Source organism: Pedobacter psychroterrae (assembly GCF_004331695.1).
GTDB lineage: Bacteria > Bacteroidota > Bacteroidia > Sphingobacteriales > Sphingobacteriaceae > Pedobacter > Pedobacter psychroterrae.
This window is the reverse complement of the sequence record NZ_SJSL01000001.1, coordinates 275372-291994: the sequence shown is the minus strand read 5'-3', so window position 1 is coordinate 291994 and position 16623 is coordinate 275372. Positions and strand designations below refer to the sequence as shown.

General features: G+C 42.3%; 16 protein-coding genes. All 16 read left to right on the top strand.

Annotated elements, in window-relative coordinates; translation table 11 throughout:
- The first annotated feature begins 50 nt into the window (after positions 1–50).
- The 16 genes from EZ437_RS01260 (at position 51) to ruvA (ending at position 16614) form a co-directional block, all read left to right on the top strand.
- Positions 51–1157 (top strand): PQQ-dependent sugar dehydrogenase, encoded by a 1107-nt coding sequence (locus EZ437_RS01260; RefSeq protein WP_131592382.1) that lies wholly within the window; start codon positions 51–53, stop codon positions 1155–1157.
- A 24-nt stretch (positions 1158–1181) separates the two neighbouring features.
- Positions 1182–2399, top strand: coding sequence for an alpha/beta hydrolase family protein (locus EZ437_RS01255; RefSeq protein WP_131592380.1), 1218 nt, complete (start codon positions 1182–1184; stop codon positions 2397–2399).
- Entirely contained in the window at positions 2400–3578 is a 1179-nt protein-coding gene (locus tag EZ437_RS01250; RefSeq protein WP_131592378.1) for an amidohydrolase family protein, read from the top strand.
- 7 nt (positions 3579–3585) lie between these two features.
- Positions 3586–4533, top strand: a complete 948-nt coding sequence (locus tag EZ437_RS01245) for an NAD(P)H-dependent flavin oxidoreductase (protein WP_131592376.1) — start codon at positions 3586–3588, stop codon at positions 4531–4533.
- Positions 4530–4808 (top strand): acylphosphatase, encoded by a 279-nt coding sequence (locus EZ437_RS01240; RefSeq protein WP_205942625.1) that lies wholly within the window; start codon positions 4530–4532, stop codon positions 4806–4808. The genes EZ437_RS01245 and EZ437_RS01240 overlap by 4 nt, the downstream gene beginning before the upstream one ends.
- A 1-nt stretch (position 4809) precedes the next feature.
- Positions 4810–6309, top strand: a complete 1500-nt coding sequence (locus EZ437_RS01235; protein WP_131592374.1) for a lipopolysaccharide biosynthesis protein — start codon at positions 4810–4812, stop codon at positions 6307–6309.
- Between the two features lie 8 nt (positions 6310–6317).
- Positions 6318–6749, top strand: coding sequence for a dUTP diphosphatase (gene dut, locus EZ437_RS01230; RefSeq protein WP_131592372.1), 432 nt, complete (start codon positions 6318–6320; stop codon positions 6747–6749).
- Between the two features lie 6 nt (positions 6750–6755).
- Positions 6756–8123: a tetratricopeptide repeat protein gene (locus EZ437_RS01225; RefSeq protein ID WP_131592370.1), complete on the top strand. Its 1368-nt coding sequence runs from the start codon at positions 6756–6758 to the stop codon at positions 8121–8123.
- A complete protein-coding gene (locus EZ437_RS01220; RefSeq protein ID WP_131592368.1) occupies positions 8101–8895 on the top strand; it encodes a DUF4292 domain-containing protein in 795 nt (264 codons plus the stop codon). The genes EZ437_RS01225 and EZ437_RS01220 overlap by 23 nt, the downstream gene beginning before the upstream one ends.
- A 22-nt stretch (positions 8896–8917) precedes the next feature.
- Positions 8918–10171 carry a murein hydrolase activator EnvC family protein gene (locus EZ437_RS01215; protein WP_131592366.1) on the top strand — a complete coding sequence of 418 codons (1254 nt, stop codon included), beginning with the start codon at positions 8918–8920 and terminating at the stop codon, positions 10169–10171.
- Between the two features lie 82 nt (positions 10172–10253).
- On the top strand, positions 10254–10646 hold the full coding sequence (locus tag EZ437_RS21995) for a Sec-independent protein translocase subunit TatA/TatB (RefSeq protein ID WP_131592364.1): 393 nt from the start codon (positions 10254–10256) through the stop codon (positions 10644–10646).
- Between the two features lie 10 nt (positions 10647–10656).
- A complete protein-coding gene (locus tag EZ437_RS01205) occupies positions 10657–10869 on the top strand; it encodes a Sec-independent protein translocase subunit TatA/TatB (protein WP_131592362.1) in 213 nt (70 codons plus the stop codon).
- Positions 10870–10907: 38 nt separating this feature from the next.
- A complete protein-coding gene (gatA, locus tag EZ437_RS01200) occupies positions 10908–12350 on the top strand; it encodes an Asp-tRNA(Asn)/Glu-tRNA(Gln) amidotransferase subunit GatA (RefSeq protein ID WP_317126410.1) in 1443 nt (480 codons plus the stop codon).
- An 11-nt stretch (positions 12351–12361) separates the two neighbouring features.
- On the top strand, positions 12362–13573 hold the full coding sequence (locus EZ437_RS01195; protein WP_131592360.1) for a lytic transglycosylase domain-containing protein: 1212 nt from the start codon (positions 12362–12364) through the stop codon (positions 13571–13573).
- Positions 13574–13709: 136 nt separating this feature from the next.
- On the top strand, positions 13710–16025 hold the full coding sequence (locus tag EZ437_RS01190; RefSeq protein WP_131592358.1) for an NADP-dependent malic enzyme: 2316 nt from the start codon (positions 13710–13712) through the stop codon (positions 16023–16025).
- Between the two features lie 4 nt (positions 16026–16029).
- Positions 16030–16614: a Holliday junction branch migration protein RuvA gene (ruvA, locus tag EZ437_RS01185; protein WP_131592356.1), complete on the top strand. Its 585-nt coding sequence runs from the start codon at positions 16030–16032 to the stop codon at positions 16612–16614.
- Positions 16615–16623 lie beyond the last annotated feature (9 nt).

Sequence of the window (16623 nt, the reverse complement as noted above, 5' to 3'; positions counted from 1 at the left end):
TTAGGGGGATTCCGGACTTAATAGTTGTAAATCAATTACTTATATATTTTATGAAAAGAATTTTTCTGCTGTTGACACTCTTGTCGGGTTTCGTATTCTCTGCTTGTCAGGCCCAGGATGGAGTCAAGTCTGAAGTTACCCTTGAGAAATTGTACGATGGGTTAAAAAACCCATGGGGAATGGTGTGGTTGTTTGACGGGCGTCTGTTGGTTACCGACCGTTCGGGAGAGATTTTTGTATTTAAGAATGATAAATTTACAGGAGAAAAGCTGGTTGGCGTTCCTGCGGTAGTAGCTAAGGGACAAGGTGGACTGATGGACATCAAGTTGCATCCTGATTATAAAAAGAATGGCTGGATCTATATTACCTTTTCTAAACCTGTAGGTGACCTGGCAACTACTGCGGTAGTCAGATTTAAACTGAAAGGCAATCAGGTGATTGAAAAACAGGATATTTTTGAAGCAAAGCCGGCAATAAAAGCAGACTTCCATTTTGGCAGCAGGCTGGTATTTGACAAGGATAAATACCTTTTTGTAGGTGTTGGTGAAAGAGGGACACAGCCCAAAGTACAGTTGCTGGATAATGGCCATGGCAAGGTGCACCGTATTTTTGATGATGGAAAGGTGCCGACTGATAATCCTTTTGTAGGGCAGGAGGGTGCACATGGTTCTATCTGGACTTATGGTCACCGCAATCCGCAGGGTATGGTGTATGATGCAGCTACTAACCGGATCTGGTCGGTAGAGCATGGTCCTAAAGGTGGCGATGAGCTGAACCTGATTGAAAAGGGAAAGAACTATGGCTGGCCTAAGACTTCATACGGCATCAACTATGATGGTACAGTATTGACCCCTAACAAAGAACTGGAAGGGATAGAAAATCCTAAGCATTATTGGGTTCCTTCTATTGGGCCTTGTGGTATGACAATCGTGACCAGCAATAAATATCCGGGTTGGAAAGGCAATTTGCTGGTAGGTGCTTTGGCTTTTTCACACCTTAACAGGATCACACTTGATGGTACTACCTATAAATCGGAAGACAGGATGTTTCAGGGAAAAGGGCGTTTCAGATATGTAGCGGAAAGTCCCGATGGCTATATTTATGCTTTAACAGAAGGAGCTACAGGTACACTCTATAAGCTCATCCCTGCTAAGTAATAAAAGCGTATTTATTCTACTGTTATGACGAAACAAAATTGTAGACTCGTGCTTTTTTTCCTGCTAACAGTATCGCTTTCTCTGGGCTGCAAAAAGAAGCAACCAGTAGAAGCTGACCCGCCTGACACTACCGAAAGTAATCTTGTTTCTGCAAGTGTATCGGGATCTTACAGCAGCACCCAGCTTAAATTGCTGGCACAGCTGGGAGGTTATGAAGATGCTGTTCCGCTGGTTAAGTACGATGTGAGTTTTATCAAAATCATCTACAAAACAACTTATAAAGGAAATGAGATCACTGCTTCAGGCTCGCTGGTAATACCAAAGAATATGCCTGTTGTGCCTTCGATTATCAGTGCACAGCATGGTACTACCTTTTTGGCTGCAGCTGCACCTTCCAATGTGCCTGAAATGGCTGCATTTACCGGATATGAATTATTGTCTGCTGCAGGCTTCATTACGGTAATACCAGATTTTATAGGCTACGGAGTATCGAAAAGCATTGTTCATCCATATTACGATAAGCAGCATTCGGCACTTGCGGTAGTGGATATGCTAAAGGCGGCTACTGCTTATTTGAAAAAAGAAAAAACCGCTTTTAATGAGCGATTATTTATGATTGGGTATTCTGAGGGCGGATATGTAACAATGGCTGCACAACAATCTATAGAAGCCAGCCCGATTGCGGGCTTATCGCTAAAGGCGGTTGCTGCAGGAGCAGGAGGCTATGATATTACCAGTATGCTGAGCACCATTATTTCCAATGGAACGTATAGTGATCCGGCATACCTGGCATTTATTTTAAATTCCTATAATGTGACCTATGGCTGGAACCGCCCGCTTACAGATTTCTTTAGAGAACCCTATGCCGGTCGAATTCCTGCTTTGCTGGATGGTACTAAGGATGCAGGTGCAGTCAGTGCACAGTTGAGCGCCAACCCAACTGTGCTGTTGAATCCTGCTTTCTACGCCAATATGCAGCAGGCAAATGAAGAAAAAGTGCTGAAGGCCGCTTTTGTCAGTAACAGTTTTTTAAACTTTGTACCGGTGACCGCTACGAGACTGTATCATGGCACTGCAGATGAGACGGTCTTTTACCAGAGTTCGCAGGCTACATTTGACAAATTTAAGGCAGGTGGGGCTACTAAGGTCGCGCTGGTACCGGTACCGGGAGGTACACATGAATCGACTGTATTGCCGATGATGCTGAGTGCTTTGCCATGGTTTCAATCACTTGATAAATAGATGCTGACGTATATTTCAGCCGATTATGTATATCCTGTTGTTGCGGCACCAATAGCGTGCGGGGTATTAGCAATGGATGAAGAAGGTACAATTGCTGCTGTGTTAACTCCAGAAGAGGCCAGTGCCGGGGGTATTACAGATATTGTCCGTTATGAAGGCCTGCTGGTTCCCGGATTTGTAAATACCCATTGCCACCTCGAATTGTCTAATTTAAAGGGAGAGATTCCCCGGTATACAGGTTTGCCAGCCTTTGTGCAGGAGGTGATAAAGTTGCGTTCATCAGATGAGTATGCGATCAATCTGGCAATGCTGAAGGCGGATGTAGAGATGTTTGATAATGGGATAGTGGCGGTTGGTGATATTTCCAACCAGGCTGTCTCTGCCGGTATAAAAGCCGGAAGCCCGCTCTATTACCATACTTTTCTGGAGTTGCTGGGTTTTAATCCTGATACGGCAAAGCTATCGATGGAACGTGCACTGGAGTTTATAAATAAATTCCTGCCCTTAAAAGCATCTATTGTTCCCCATGCACCCTATTCAGTTTCACCAGAGCTGTTTGCTGAGCTTAAAGCTTATGGTGATGCGGTGCAGGGATTGTCGAGCATGCACAATCAGGAAACAACGGATGAAAATTCCTTTTTTAGAGATAAAACAGGTGCTTTTCTTGACTTGTTTAAGTTTCTGGGCCTAAATATCGAGTTTTTTAAACCATCAGGCAAAACATCGTTGCAGACTGTTTTGCCCCAGCTATCTGCCCGTCAGAAGTTGTTGCTGGTACACAATGTATTTACTTCTGCAGAAGACATTAAATTTGCAGAGGCAGTTCATCCTGATCTGTACTGGTGCCTTTGCCCCAATGCAAATCTGTATATAGAAAACAGGCTGCCGGATGTAGGGCTGCTAAGAGATGCGGGCCTGAAGATCACTTTAGGGACGGATAGTTTAGCCAGTAACGATGTACTGAGTATATTTGCTGAGATGCAGACCTTGCAGCTTCATTTTGATGTTTCTGTAGATGACCTTTTGAAATGGGCCACTTATAACGGGGCAGAGTTTTTAGAGATTACAGACAGGTATGGCAGTTTGGAAGCAGGTAAAAAACCAGGGATAAATCTGCTGGAATATAAAGATGTAGAGGGGGAATTGGTTTTAGGTGACCGCATGAGGCGGTTGTTTTAAACAGTATATGAAGAACAGGATCACAGAGCTATTTGATATTAACTATCCAATTATACAGGCTGGCATGGTGTGGTGCAGTGGCTGGCGACTGGCTTCGGCAGTGTCGAACGCAGGGGGACTGGGCATTATCGGGGCAGGGTCTATGTACCCTGATGTATTGCGCAGGCACATTGTGAAATGTAAAGCAGCTACGACCAAGCCTTTTGCAGTAAATATTCCGCTGTTGTATCCGAATGTGCAGGAGATCATGCAGATCCTGGTAGAAGAGGAGGTACAGATCGTGTTTACTTCAGCAGGCAATCCTGCAAGCTGGACCTCGTTTTTAAAAGAAAAAGGAATTGTAGTAGTGCATGTGATCGCCAATAGCAAATTTGCTTTGAAGGCAGAAGCATGCGGGGTGGATGCTATCGTGGCTGAAGGCTTTGAAGCGGGAGGGCATAATGGAAGAGAAGAAACTACTACGATGTGCCTGCTGCCAATGGTATGCGCGGCAGTTAACATTCCAGTGATCGCTGCGGGCGGCATTGGAAGCGGGGCAGCTATGCTGGCGGCTATTGCTTTGGGTGCTGAGGGGGTACAGATTGGCTCGGCCTTTGCCGTAGCTGAAGAATCATCGGCACACCTGAATTTTAAAGAAAGCATTGTGAATGCCGAGGAAGGAGATACCAGGCTCAGGATGAAGAAGCTGGTTCCGGTAAGGCTGCTGAAAAATGAATTTGCAGATAAGGTGGCAGCCGCAGAGGCTTCTGGAGCAAATGCCGAAACACTGGTAGCGCTTTTGGGGCGTGCAAGGGCAAAATTAGGTATGTTTGAAGGCGATATGGCAGAAGGTGAGCTGGAGATAGGTCAGGTATCGGCTATGTTGAAAGAAATTCGTCCGGCTGCCGTAATACTGGACGAGATATGGAAGGATTTTATCGTGGGAATAGGCAAGGTTAAAACATTTAATATATGAAAATAGTGCATGTAAATATTGTGCTGGTGGGCAGGGTACAGGGTGTGGGATTTAGGGAGACCACAAAGTATGTAGCCGATCAGTCCGGGATAAAAGGATTTGTACGAAATGAGCCGGACGGAACGGTTTATATAGAAGCAGAAGGTGAGCAATGGGAACTGGATTCGTTTATTGACTGGTGTAATGAAGGACCGGACAGGGCGAAAGTAGAGACTTGGAGTGTTAATGCAGGTGAACTGAAGGATTTTAAAAACTTTGTGATCTTAAAAAAATAGGATGTCGGTTTTGAAAAAGTTTATGGGTCAGACTGCGATATATGGTGTCAGCACTGTATTGTCGCGGTTGTTCGGGTTTATCCTGACGCCTATTTATACCCGTGCCTATGGTTCTGCCACCTACGGGATTCTGACCAAGCTTTTTGCGTATGCCTCGCTGATCAATGCTGTGCTTGCCTTTGGAATGGAAAGTACTTATTTCAGGTATTTGAACAAACATGAGGACAAAAAACAGGAGGTATATAACAATTCCTTTCTCTGCATTGCAGGTATAGCAACGTTATTTTTGCTGACGGGTCTCGTCTTTCGCAATTCCATAGCAGCTTATCTAACATCAGATCCCGCGCAACTGAATGATTACAAGAATTATGTAAGCTGTTTTATCTGGATCCTGTTTGTCGATGCGATTTGTGTAATTCCTTTTGCCAGACTGAGAGCTGAAGACAGAGCTGTGAAATACAGCATCATCAAATTTTCAAACATTGGTATTTTTGTAGCATTTAACCTCTTGTTTATTAAGGCGGTTCCTGCTATGGCAGCGAATGACTGGCCGCTGGCCGGATGGATGTCTGCCTGGTACAAGACAGAATGGGTAGGTTACGTTTTCATATCGAACCTGATTGCCAGTCTGGCAACATTTTTAATGCTGCTGCCTGAATTTTTGAAACTGCAGTTGAGGTTTGATAAAGAACTTTTTGCAAAGATGTTCACTTATTCCTGGCCGGTGCTGGTGGCCAATTTATCATTCATCGTCAATGAAAATTTGGATAAAATAGCGCTTAGCGAATTATTGCCGGTCGCCATTGCTGACAGAGACGTAGGGATATACGGAGCGGTCTGCAAGATTGCTATCTTTATGAGTATTTTCATAACGGCATTCAGACTGGGAGCAGAGCCTTTCTTTTTTAGTCACGCAAAGAATGAAAACGCGAAGAATACCTATGCGCTCATCTTGCGTTATTTTGTAATCGCACTTACGCTGATCTTTGTGGGACTGGTAGCGAATATCGAAATTCTAAAGTACTTTATCAGCAGGGATGCTGAGCATATCGCAGAATATTGGGTAGGGCTTCCCGCGGTGCCATACCTGTTATTTGGTTATGTCTGTTTGGGCATATATAGTAATCTGGCCATCTGGTACCGCTTGTCTGACCAGACGCGGTATGGACTTTATATTTCATTGGTAGGTGCTGCGGTGACCATTGGGCTGAACTTTGTCCTGATTCCAAGATATAGCTATATGGGTTCAGCTTGGGTATCTATGCTGGCCTACTTTGTTATGATGGTGATTTCATATGTTCTGGGGCAGCGTCACTACCCGATACCTTATGAACTGAAACGTATTTCTGCTTACCTGTTGGTATCGGTTGTGCTGGTGGTGCTTTCGTTTTGGGTATTTAAAAGGAATATTTATATTGGGAATATACTGCTACTGGTTTTTACGGCAGGTGTGTTCTATTTTGAAAAGGATCAGTTGAAACTTATATTAAAGAAGAAATAAATTTTAAAATGAACATTAACATCATTAATAATTCAGGGCATGCTTTGCCCCAATATGAAACGGCTCATGCTGCGGGCATGGATATGCGTGCTTTTACAGAAAGTGAGATCACGATTAAACCTTTGCAGCGTGTTTTGATTCCAACTGGTTTATATATAGAACTTCCGGTAGGTTATGAGGCGCAGATCAGGCCGCGCAGCGGACTGGCCTATAAACATGGGATCAGTATTGTGAATGCTCCGGGAACAATAGACGCAGATTACCGGGGAGAGATTAAAGTGTTACTTGTGAATCTTTCGGATACGGATTTTGTAGTAAACAATGGCGACAGGATAGCTCAGATGGTCATTGCAAAACATGAGACCATTAGCTGGGAGTCTGTGACTGAACTAAATGATACGGCACGGGGTGCCGGTGGTTACGGGCATACCGGTAAATAATTGAATATGAGAAACAGTTGGTTTTTATTGTTGTTGTTCTTTGTAGAGGTACCTGCTTTTGCACAGCAGCCTGTGCTTTCTGTTCTGGACAGCAACGTGATAAAAACATTGTTTTTTGCAGGGCTGAAAGATAAAATGAATGAGAATTATCCAAAGGCCCTGGAGAGCTTTAATAAGGTACTGGTAATGGATGCCAACAATGCAGCCGTACATTATGAGATCGCCACACTGAATTTCAGACAGAATAAGCTCAATGAATCTGAAATAGCTGTAAAACGTGCAACAGTATTGGACGCCAATAACGTATGGTACTGGAAGTTGCTGGCAGAACTGTACAAGCGAAAAGGTGATATGGAGGATCTTGTGCCGGTTTTTGATCATTTGATCAGGCTTGCTCCTGAAAATGATGCTTATTATTTTGACCGTTGCAATGCCTTGTTGCTTAGTGGTAAAGTGGAAGAGGCGCTAAAGGGCTATGAAGATCTGGAGAAGAAATTTGGTGCTTCTGAAGCGCTCAATCAGGCAAGGCAGCGTGTCAGCATGGAGAAAAAGGATGGACTGAGCAAGCAGGAGGTAAATAAGCTGATTTCAGAAGATGAGGATGTGAAAAGCCTTTTGTATGCGAGCAGTGTTTTATTGGAAAAAGGACAACATGAGGATGCATTAAACGTTCTTAAAAAAGCCAGGTCATTGGATGCAGATGCCTTTGAGGTTGATCTGGCAATTGCCGATGTTTATAAAGGTTTGAAAAAATACGCTGACGTACATGCAGCTTTAATGAATGCTTTTGGAAATCCGGAGATGCCGGCAGACCAAAAGGTAAAAATAGTCATGATGATGCTGAGCGGAACCAGGAGTCAGCAACTGGCGAATGAAGCCGCGGAACTGGCAAAGATTGCTGTAAAGGTACACCCAGGTGAGCCTGGAGTAATGGCACTATATGGTGACATACTATACAGGCAGGGGGATTTGAATGGCGCACTGGCACAGTTTAATGAAGTGTTGAAGCTGACAGATCAGATTTATCAGGTTTGGGAACAGGTTTTGAGTATCCAGACTACTTTGGGTAAGTATAAAGAAACCGTTAAGATAGCCGATGAAGCCTTGTCAATTTATCCAAATCAGGCGATTCTGTATTATTATATGGCATTGGCACTGGAAAATGACAGTAAATATGAAGCAGCATTGACCAATGTTAAAATCGCGTTGGAGCTGGATGCCGAAAACCCGCTTTATCTTGAACTGATGGGAGATATTTTGTATTTGACAGGAGATTCGGCACTGGCAATGACAAACTGGAAAAAAGCTAAAGCTGCAGGGAGAGATACTGAGCTATTAAACAAGAAGATCAATGAAAAGAAATATATTAAATAGCATTTTACTGGTACTACTGATTGTTGCGATAGCTGGGTGTAAAGCAAGAAAGCCAGCCGTTACTGTGACCGTTAGTCCGCCTCCTGTAAATGAGCTGAGCAAAAAAAAGTCTGAGAATATCAAGCTGCTGAAATCCAAGGATGTTTCTTTTAAGACCTTATCTATTAAGGTAAAGGCTAATCTGGATATTAACGGTAATAAGAACAATGCTGCGATGAACATCAGGATGGAAAATGATAAGCAGATCTGGGTCAGTATTACTGCTTTTGCCGGTATAGAAGTAGCGCGGGCTTTAATTACAGCAGACAGTATTAAGGTTAGAAATAATATCCAGGGAGTTTACCTGAAGAAGCCGTTTAGTTATATACATAGATATACCAGCAAGCAGGTAAATTTTCAATGGCTGCAGTCGATACTTGCAGGCAATACAATTACGGAGTTTTTAACCGAGCAGGCAGATATAGCGGAAGAGAACGGGGTATGGAAACTACAGGGAGAAAAAGAAACGCTGGCCTATAAAGTGCTTTTTGATGCGATGATGAAGATTAAAGAAACCAATATAAACGATGCTAAAAGCGGACAGGCTTTAAAGATAGTTTATAGTGGGGCATATCTTAATGTGGGTGGAACAAAGATTCCAAATGGATTAACCATCAATTCGATGGCTGGAACAAGAAGGGTGAATATTGAGTTGGAGTATACGGCTATAGAACGTAACCTTGTGCTGGAGTTTCCGTTTAGTGTTCCGGCTAAGTATGAACTGGTAAACTGATTTTTTTATACTTTTGATAGAGATGAAGCTATATAAATTATTATTTCTTGTGTTGTTTTTACTGTCTGCTTCTATTGCATTTGGGCAGAGCAGTGCAGAACTGAAAAGAAAAAAGGAAGCGTTGCAACGAGAGATCGACCTGTTGCAGAAGAATGCGAATAAGGTGGCAAACAATAAGCGGCTGACGTTAAGTCAGATCAATTCGCTGAATGCTAAGATTCGTTTGATGCAGAATAAGATAGGCGTAATAAATTCGGAAATGAAAAATCTGGATAACCAGATCCATGAGAACACCAATACCGTTCAGGATCTTAAAGGGCAACTGGGTCAGCTTAAAAAGGAGTATGCAAGTATGATCCGGTTTGCTCAGAGAAACAGGAGTTCCTATGATAAAATGATGTTCATTTTTGCTGCCCGGGATTTTAACCAGGCATATATGCGGATAAAATACCTCCAACAATTTGGACAGTATCGTAAAAAGCAGGCCGATTATATACAGGGTAAGCAAAAAGACCTTAACTATAAGATCGTTATCCTGGATAAGAACCTTAAAGAAAAGAGCAGCCTGCTGCATGAGCAGGAGAATGAAAAAAATAAGCTGGGCAAGAATAAGAATGAACAGTCAAAGGTCCTCAATAAATTTAGCAAAGAGGAGCGGCAATACAAACAAGACATCAGTGAACGTAAAAAGCTTCAGGTACAACTGGACAGGAATATACGTGCTGCAATTGCACGTGAGATTGAAATAGCAAGGAAAAAGGCGGAAGATGAAGAACGTTTGGCCGCAGCAAGTGCAAAAGCAGATAATAAACCGGCACCGGTTGCCAAAGCAAAGACAACTGCCGGATACCTGACTGCTACGCCTGAAGCTGCAAAATTGTCGACCGCATTTGAGAGTAACCGGGGGGCTTTGCCATGGCCGGTTGCTACAGGTTCTATTACTGAGCGCTTCGGAAAGCACATGGAAGGACAGGCATCTTATGTAAATGATGGTGTAAATATCGAAACTGCAGAAAATTCCCCTGTAAGAGCGGTATTTAATGGTAAAGTGACCACAGTAATGGATCAGTTTGGTAAATATTTCGTGCTGATCCAGCATGGGCAGTATTTCACGGTTTACCAAAACCTGAAATCGGTTACTGTTGCAAAAGGGGAAGAAGTAAGTACTAAACAAACCATTGGCACCGTTGCAAATTCAGAAGGGACACCGCAGTTACAGTTCCAGATCAGGCGGGGTATGGTAGCCCAAAATCCTGAAGCCTGGATTGCTAAATAAAAAAATTGAACAATAAATACTTAGAGATCGATAAAAATTTTATCTAAGTTTGTACACAATAAAATAAAAACCAGAGAAGAAGATGTATAGAGGAACGTTAATAGATTTCCTGAACATGGGCGGAGGCGAGATAATGCTTATCTTGGCTGTTGTACTTTTGTTATTTGGAGGTAAAAAATTGCCTGAACTGGCAAGGGGACTGGGAAAAGGGATCAGGGATTTCAAAGATGCATCAGAAGGTGTTAAAAGAGAAATCCATCGTAACATAAACTCCGTAGGTATAGTTGAAGAGGTTGATTCGATGATCAGTGATCATAATAATAACAATCGCCACCATCCTTCAGAACCTGAAGTAAGTGAGCATATGTATGCAGGGGATACTGAAAAAAGCGCTATAAATTTTGATAAAACAGAACCTGTGGCGGAAAATGATAACCAGAACACAAGAATAGAAACAGATAAAACTCAACTTTAACTAAAATATCATGTTAAATACAACAATATTAGCCCTGGGCCTTGGAGGCGCAGAAATTGCGATCATCCTTGTAATTGTATTATTGCTTTTCGGAGGTAGAAAAATTCCTGAACTAATGCGTGGTCTTGGTAAAGGGATTAAAGAATTTAAAGATGGTAAGGATGGTTTAGATGGTAATGATCCGGTAGATCGTAAACACACCAATACTGATAAACCTTTGTAGGGTTTTCCGAACAGAATTTTTAATCCTAAAATGTATTCTTGAAATTGAAGAAGTATAGCTCCTTAGCAGAGATACAAGCACTTATTGGTCAAAAAAAACTCAGTTTGCCTGAGTTATTGCAGTATTATTTCAAGCAAATAGAAACTCATCAACACCTCAACGCATTTAATGAGGTGTTTTTTTATTCAGCAGCTGAACGGGCAAGACTTGTTCAGGAAAAGATAGATAAGGGTTCTGCCGGAAGACTTGCTGGTATGGTGATTGGAATCAAGGACAATATTTGTTATAAAGACCATGAAGTTACAGCCTCTTCCAGGATGCTGGAAGGTTTTGTTTCGCCTTATTCTGCAACTGTAGTTGAACGTCTGCTCAATGAAGATGCAGTCATCATAGGGCGGTTGAACTGCGACGAGTTTGCGATGGGCGGTTCTAATGAGACTTCTTTTTATGGGGCAGTAAAAAATGCTGCAAATCCGGAGAAAGTTGCGGGGGGCTCTTCAGGTGGCTCGGCGGTAGCAGTACAGGCAGATATGTGCCTTTCTGCACTTGGGACAGATACTGGAGGGTCAGTAAGGCAGCCAGCTGCTTTTTGTGGCTGTATTGGTTTGAAACCAACCTATGGCCGTATTTCACGTTATGGAGTAATTGCTTACGCCTCATCTTTTGATCAGGTGGGTACCATTACCTCTTCTGTTGGTGATGCTGCATTGTTGCTGGAAGTATTGGCCGGAGCCGACGATCATGATAGCACTGTATCAAGGGAGGCAGTACCTGCTTATACTGCGGGTCTCAGCGCCGGATCAAAAAAGAAAATTGCGGTATTAAAAGAAACCCTGGAAAGTGAGGCGCTTGATAAAGACATTAAAGCGGCTATTTTGGAAGCCATTGAAGTTTTTAAAGCTCAGGGCCATTCCATAGAATATGTTTCATTTGATCTGCTGGATTATTTAGTGCCTGCGTATTATGTGCTTACTACTGCTGAAGCCTCGTCAAACCTGTCAAGATATGACGGGGTGCATTATGGTCACCGTAATCTGGAGGCTACTAATCTTAATGAATTATATAAGAAATCAAGGGCCGAAGGTTTTGGAGATGAGGTTAAGAAACGCATCCTGCTGGGAACATTTGTACTGAGTGCAGGATATTATGATGCTTATTATCAAAAGGCGCAACAGGTGAGAAGGCTGATCAGGGAAAAGATGGAATCCATGCTAATGGACTTTGACGTGATCATCACTCCTGTCACACCTACCCCGGCATTTAAGATCGGAGAAAATATTGATGATCCGCTGGTAATGTATATGGCAGATATATTTACAGTATTGGCTTCCTTGACAGGTATTCCTGCAATTGCGGTACCACTGGGCAATAATTCAGATGGTTTGCCGTTAAGTATTCAATTAATGGCCAAGCACTTCCATGAAAAAGAACTGCTTAGTCTTTCCAACGAATTTTTAAATACGCAAGATCAAGACAACTGATATGATTGCCTATGAAACTAAAAGTACACTTTACAGCCTGCTTATTTCTAATCTTAACCAGCTTCCTGGCAGTAGGACAACCGCATACAATTGAGCTGAATGATACAACTTCCGTGCCGTTAGTGCCGGAAGCAATGATGTTTACGGATTATAATTTCACCTATAAAAACCGGCTGGATTCTATTCAGAAGATCGTACCGCTTAGTTATAATGAACATGTTCAGAGATATATAGCTATTTATAGCAATCGTAAAGACATGATGGGTAAAATGCTTGGACTATCAGACTATTACTTTCCTATTTTTGAAAAAGCGCTGAACAGCTATAATATTCCCGAAGAGATTAAATATCTTCCAATCATTGAATCTTCTATGAACCCTCATGCTGTTTCGCGTGTTGGGGCAACAGGAATATGGCAGTTTATGTTTAGTACAGCAAAGGGCTACGGACTAAACATGGACAATTTTGTTGATGAGCGTAAAGATCCTATCCAGGCAAGCTACGCCGCTGCTGCTTATTTCAGGGATGCTTATGAAGAGCTTGGAGACTGGCTTTTAGCAATAGCCGCTTACAATTGCGGAATGGGTAATGTGAAGCGGGCAATGGAGAAGGCTGATTCGAGGGATTTTTGGGAGTTAAGAAGATTCCTTCCTTTGGAAACCAGAAATTATGTGCCTGCATTTATAGCAGCTATGTATGTAATGAACTGCTCTGATAAGCACCAAATAAAATCGCAGACAGCAACTTATACCAGGATTACTGATACGGTACAGGTAAGCCATTTTGTTTCTATTCCTGAACTGGCAAAAGCATTAGATATGGATGAACAGGAGCTCAGTCTGCTAAACCCATCCTACAAGAAGAAAATAGTAAACGGGACAGATGATAGTCCAAAACGGATCATTATACCAAAAGTAAGCTTTGAGGATTATGCTCAAATCTATGATATACTTAATACTGATATCGGTGGTAATATGAAAGTTGTGCTGGCATCGAATGATGATAGGAGATTGTCTAAAAAAGTTCTAAAAAAGCCATTGTTTTTCTTTCATAAGGTTGGTAAAGGCCAGAATTTGAGTACCATAGCTGATAAGTATAATGTAGAGGTACAGGACCTTAAGGTCTGGAACAAATTAAAGGGCACTACGATCGTACCCGGTCAAAAGCTAAAAGTATTTAGTGCTTCTGGTGAATCTGCAATTTCCGGCAGATTTAAGGGGTAATTTACAAAGCGGTAATTCTTGTTCAACTTGTTCATTAATGCAATTTCCACGCTGTAATTGGATATTTCAAAGGGCTTTTTTTATTTTAGGGCTAACTAAAAGAATTGTAACTTTGGCATTTTACAATTGACCATTTATGAGTAAAATAAACAGGAAACAGGATGCTTTAGATTACCACTCTCAGGGTCGGCCCGGTAAAATTCAGGTTGTACCGACAAAACCAACTAACTCCCAAAGAGACTTAGCGTTAGCTTACTCACCAGGCGTGGCCGAGCCATGTTTAAGGATAGCAGAAAACCCTGACGAAGTTTACAAATATACAGCCAAAGGTAATTTAGTTGCCGTGATCAGTAATGGTACGGCGGTATTAGGCTTAGGTGATATCGGGGCTGCAGCGGGTAAACCCGTGATGGAAGGAAAAGGTCTGTTATTTAAAATATTTGCAGACATTGATGTCTTTGACCTGGAACTGGATACTAAAAATGTAGATGATTTTGTTAAGATAGTAAAGGCCCTTGAGCCTACATTTGGTGGAATAAACCTGGAAGATATTAAAGCTCCCGAGTGCTTTGAAATAGAACGCAGACTGAAGGAAGAGATGAATATTCCGGTGATGCATGACGACCAGCATGGCACCGCTATTATTTCTGCAGCAGCATTGATCAATGCCTGTGAACTGCAGCGTAAGAAAATGGAAAAAATCAGGATTGTAGTGAATGGCGCCGGTGCTGCGGCTATCTCCTGTACCAGATTGTACGTGTCGTTGGGAGCTAAAAAGGAAAATATTGTCATGTGTGACCGCTCTGGTGTGATTAGAAACACCAGGGAAAACCTGGATGAGATAAAGGCTGAGTTTGCTACTTCAAGGAAGCTGGATACACTCGCTGAGGCGATGAAAGATTCGGATGTATTTATCGGCTTGTCGTCTGCCAACTGTGTAACAGAGGAAATGCTGAAGTCTATGGCAAAAAACCCAATTGTGTTTGCCATGTCAAATCCTGATCCGGAAATTGCTTATGAACTGGCCATTAATTCACGCAAAGACCTGATCATGGCTACCGGTCGCTCCGACTATCCAAACCAGGTGAATAATGTGCTGGGTTTTCCATACATCTTTAGAGGAGCCCTGGATGTAAGGGCTACCGGGATCAATGAGCCAATGAAAATAGCTGCGGTAAATGCCATTGCGGAATTGGCAAAAAAATCAGTACCAGAGGCTGTTAACATGGCCTATAATCAGAAAAACATCAAGTTCGGGAAGGAGTACATTATTCCTAAGCCGATGGATACGCGCCTGCTGACCAATGTATCACTGGCGGTTGCCAAAGCGGCAATAGAATCGGGTGTGGCACGTAAGGTGATAACGGATTGGGATGCTTATGAAGAGCAGCTAAAACGCAGATTGGGCGGAGATGATGCGATCATGCGTGCCATTACGAGTAAAGCTAAGTCTGATCCGAAACGTGTAGTATTTGCAGAGGCGGATAACTATAAAATACTGAAAGCTGCCCAGATCGTTAAAGATGAAAACATTGCCATCCCAATATTGCTGGGCAATAAAGAGATCATCAAAAAGATCATCGAAGAGAATGCACTGGATCTGGAAGGTGTAGTGATCATGGATCCTTTTGAAGAACCGGTTCGGATGGCTAAGTATGCAGATGCCCTGTATGAAAAAAGACAGCGAAGAGGGATTACGTCACTTGAAGCTAACAAATTTCTGCGTGACAGAAATTATTTTGGTGCCTCAATGGTAGAATTTGGTGAAGCAGATGCACTGATCTCAGGACTGACAAAAAACTATGCAACTACCATTAAGCCTGCTTTACAGATCATTGGGACTGAAGAAGGCGTGAACCGTGTGGCAGGGATGTATATGATGATGACTAAAAAGGGACCTGTATTTTTTGGAGATACAACGGTAAACGTTGACCCAACGGTAGAGGAACTGGTAGATCTGACTTTACTGCTGGAAAGATCTGTAAGGAAATTCAATATACAGCCAAGAATTGCTTTGCTTTCTTATTCTAATTTTGGCTCAAATGAAGGGACTGTGCCTGAAAAGGTAAGAAAAGCCGTTAAAATATTGCATGAACAACATCCGCATATTGTGGTTGATGGTGAAATGCAGGGTAATTTTGCTATTAATAATGAATTGCTGAAAGACAATTTTCCTTTTAGCAGACTAGTAGAGGCACCGGCAAATACCTTGATATTTCCTAATCTTGAATCGGGGAATATAGCTTACAAATTGTTACAGGAACTTGGAGAGGCCGAGGCAGTAGGCCCAATTTTGCTGGGTTTAAAAAAGCCGGTACATATTGTGCAGCTAGGCAGCTCTGTTAGAGAGATTGTGAATATGGTAACGATCGCAGTTTTAGATGTACAGGGGAAAGAGGAAGAGGCTAATTCCAAAAAAGGTGGTATATTAAAACGAATTTCTAAAAAGTAAACGAATGTATGATTATATTGATGGTAGGCTAACCTTTAAATGCCCTGCGTATATTGTAGTAGAAGCCGGAGGTATAGGCTATCATCTTAATATATCATTAAATACCTATAGCAGCCTGGCTAATGAGGAACGCTGTAAGGTGTACGTCTGGCTTCACATAAAAGAAGATGCACATACCCTTTATGGTTTTGCCGAAGAGGGTGAGCGCAGGTTGTTCCTGCACCTTATTTCTGTATCAGGCATTGGTCCGAATACGGGAAGAATGATGCTTTCCTCCATTACCCCCAATGAAATACAAACAGCCATCGTAAATGCTGATTTACCCTTAATACAGCGTATAAAGGGCATAGGAGTGAAATCTGCACAGCGTTTGGTATTGGAATTACAGGATAAGCTAAAGAAAGAAGGATCAGGATCGCTGATTGCCGCGCCGCTAAATAATACTATAAAAGAAGAAGCTTTATCTGCCTTAATGATGCTGGGATTTGCTAAGCCCGCTTCAGAAAAAGCGATAGAGAACGCATTAAAAACCGGGGGAACAGATTTGTCAATAGAACAAATGATCAAACTGGCTTTAAAAAATTTATAATCTTTTTAA

Excerpts from the sequence above, each read along its gene's own strand:
- EZ437_RS01260 (WP_131592382.1), top strand. The coding sequence starts at position 51 with ATGAAAAGAATTTTTCTGCTGTTGACACTCTTGTCGGGTTTCGTATTC.
- EZ437_RS01255 (WP_131592380.1), top strand. The coding sequence starts at position 1,182 with ATGACGAAACAAAATTGTAGACTCGTGCTTTTTTTCCTGCTAACAGTA.
- EZ437_RS01250 (WP_131592378.1), top strand. The coding sequence starts at position 2,400 with ATGCTGACGTATATTTCAGCCGATTATGTATATCCTGTTGTTGCGGCA.
- EZ437_RS01245 (WP_131592376.1), top strand. The coding sequence starts at position 3,586 with ATGAAGAACAGGATCACAGAGCTATTTGATATTAACTATCCAATTATA.
- EZ437_RS01240 (WP_205942625.1), top strand. The coding sequence starts at position 4,530 with ATGAAAATAGTGCATGTAAATATTGTGCTGGTGGGCAGGGTACAGGGT.
- EZ437_RS01235 (WP_131592374.1), top strand. The coding sequence starts at position 4,810 with ATGTCGGTTTTGAAAAAGTTTATGGGTCAGACTGCGATATATGGTGTC.
- dut (WP_131592372.1), top strand. The coding sequence starts at position 6,318 with ATGAACATTAACATCATTAATAATTCAGGGCATGCTTTGCCCCAATAT.
- EZ437_RS01225 (WP_131592370.1), top strand. The coding sequence starts at position 6,756 with ATGAGAAACAGTTGGTTTTTATTGTTGTTGTTCTTTGTAGAGGTACCT.
- EZ437_RS01220 (WP_131592368.1), top strand. The coding sequence starts at position 8,101 with ATGAAAAGAAATATATTAAATAGCATTTTACTGGTACTACTGATTGTT.
- EZ437_RS01215 (WP_131592366.1), top strand. The coding sequence starts at position 8,918 with ATGAAGCTATATAAATTATTATTTCTTGTGTTGTTTTTACTGTCTGCT.
- EZ437_RS21995 (WP_131592364.1), top strand. The coding sequence starts at position 10,254 with ATGTATAGAGGAACGTTAATAGATTTCCTGAACATGGGCGGAGGCGAG.
- EZ437_RS01205 (WP_131592362.1), top strand. The coding sequence starts at position 10,657 with ATGTTAAATACAACAATATTAGCCCTGGGCCTTGGAGGCGCAGAAATT.
- EZ437_RS01195 (WP_131592360.1), top strand. The coding sequence starts at position 12,362 with ATGAAACTAAAAGTACACTTTACAGCCTGCTTATTTCTAATCTTAACC.
- EZ437_RS01190 (WP_131592358.1), top strand. The coding sequence starts at position 13,710 with ATGAGTAAAATAAACAGGAAACAGGATGCTTTAGATTACCACTCTCAG.
- ruvA (WP_131592356.1), top strand. The coding sequence starts at position 16,030 with ATGTATGATTATATTGATGGTAGGCTAACCTTTAAATGCCCTGCGTAT.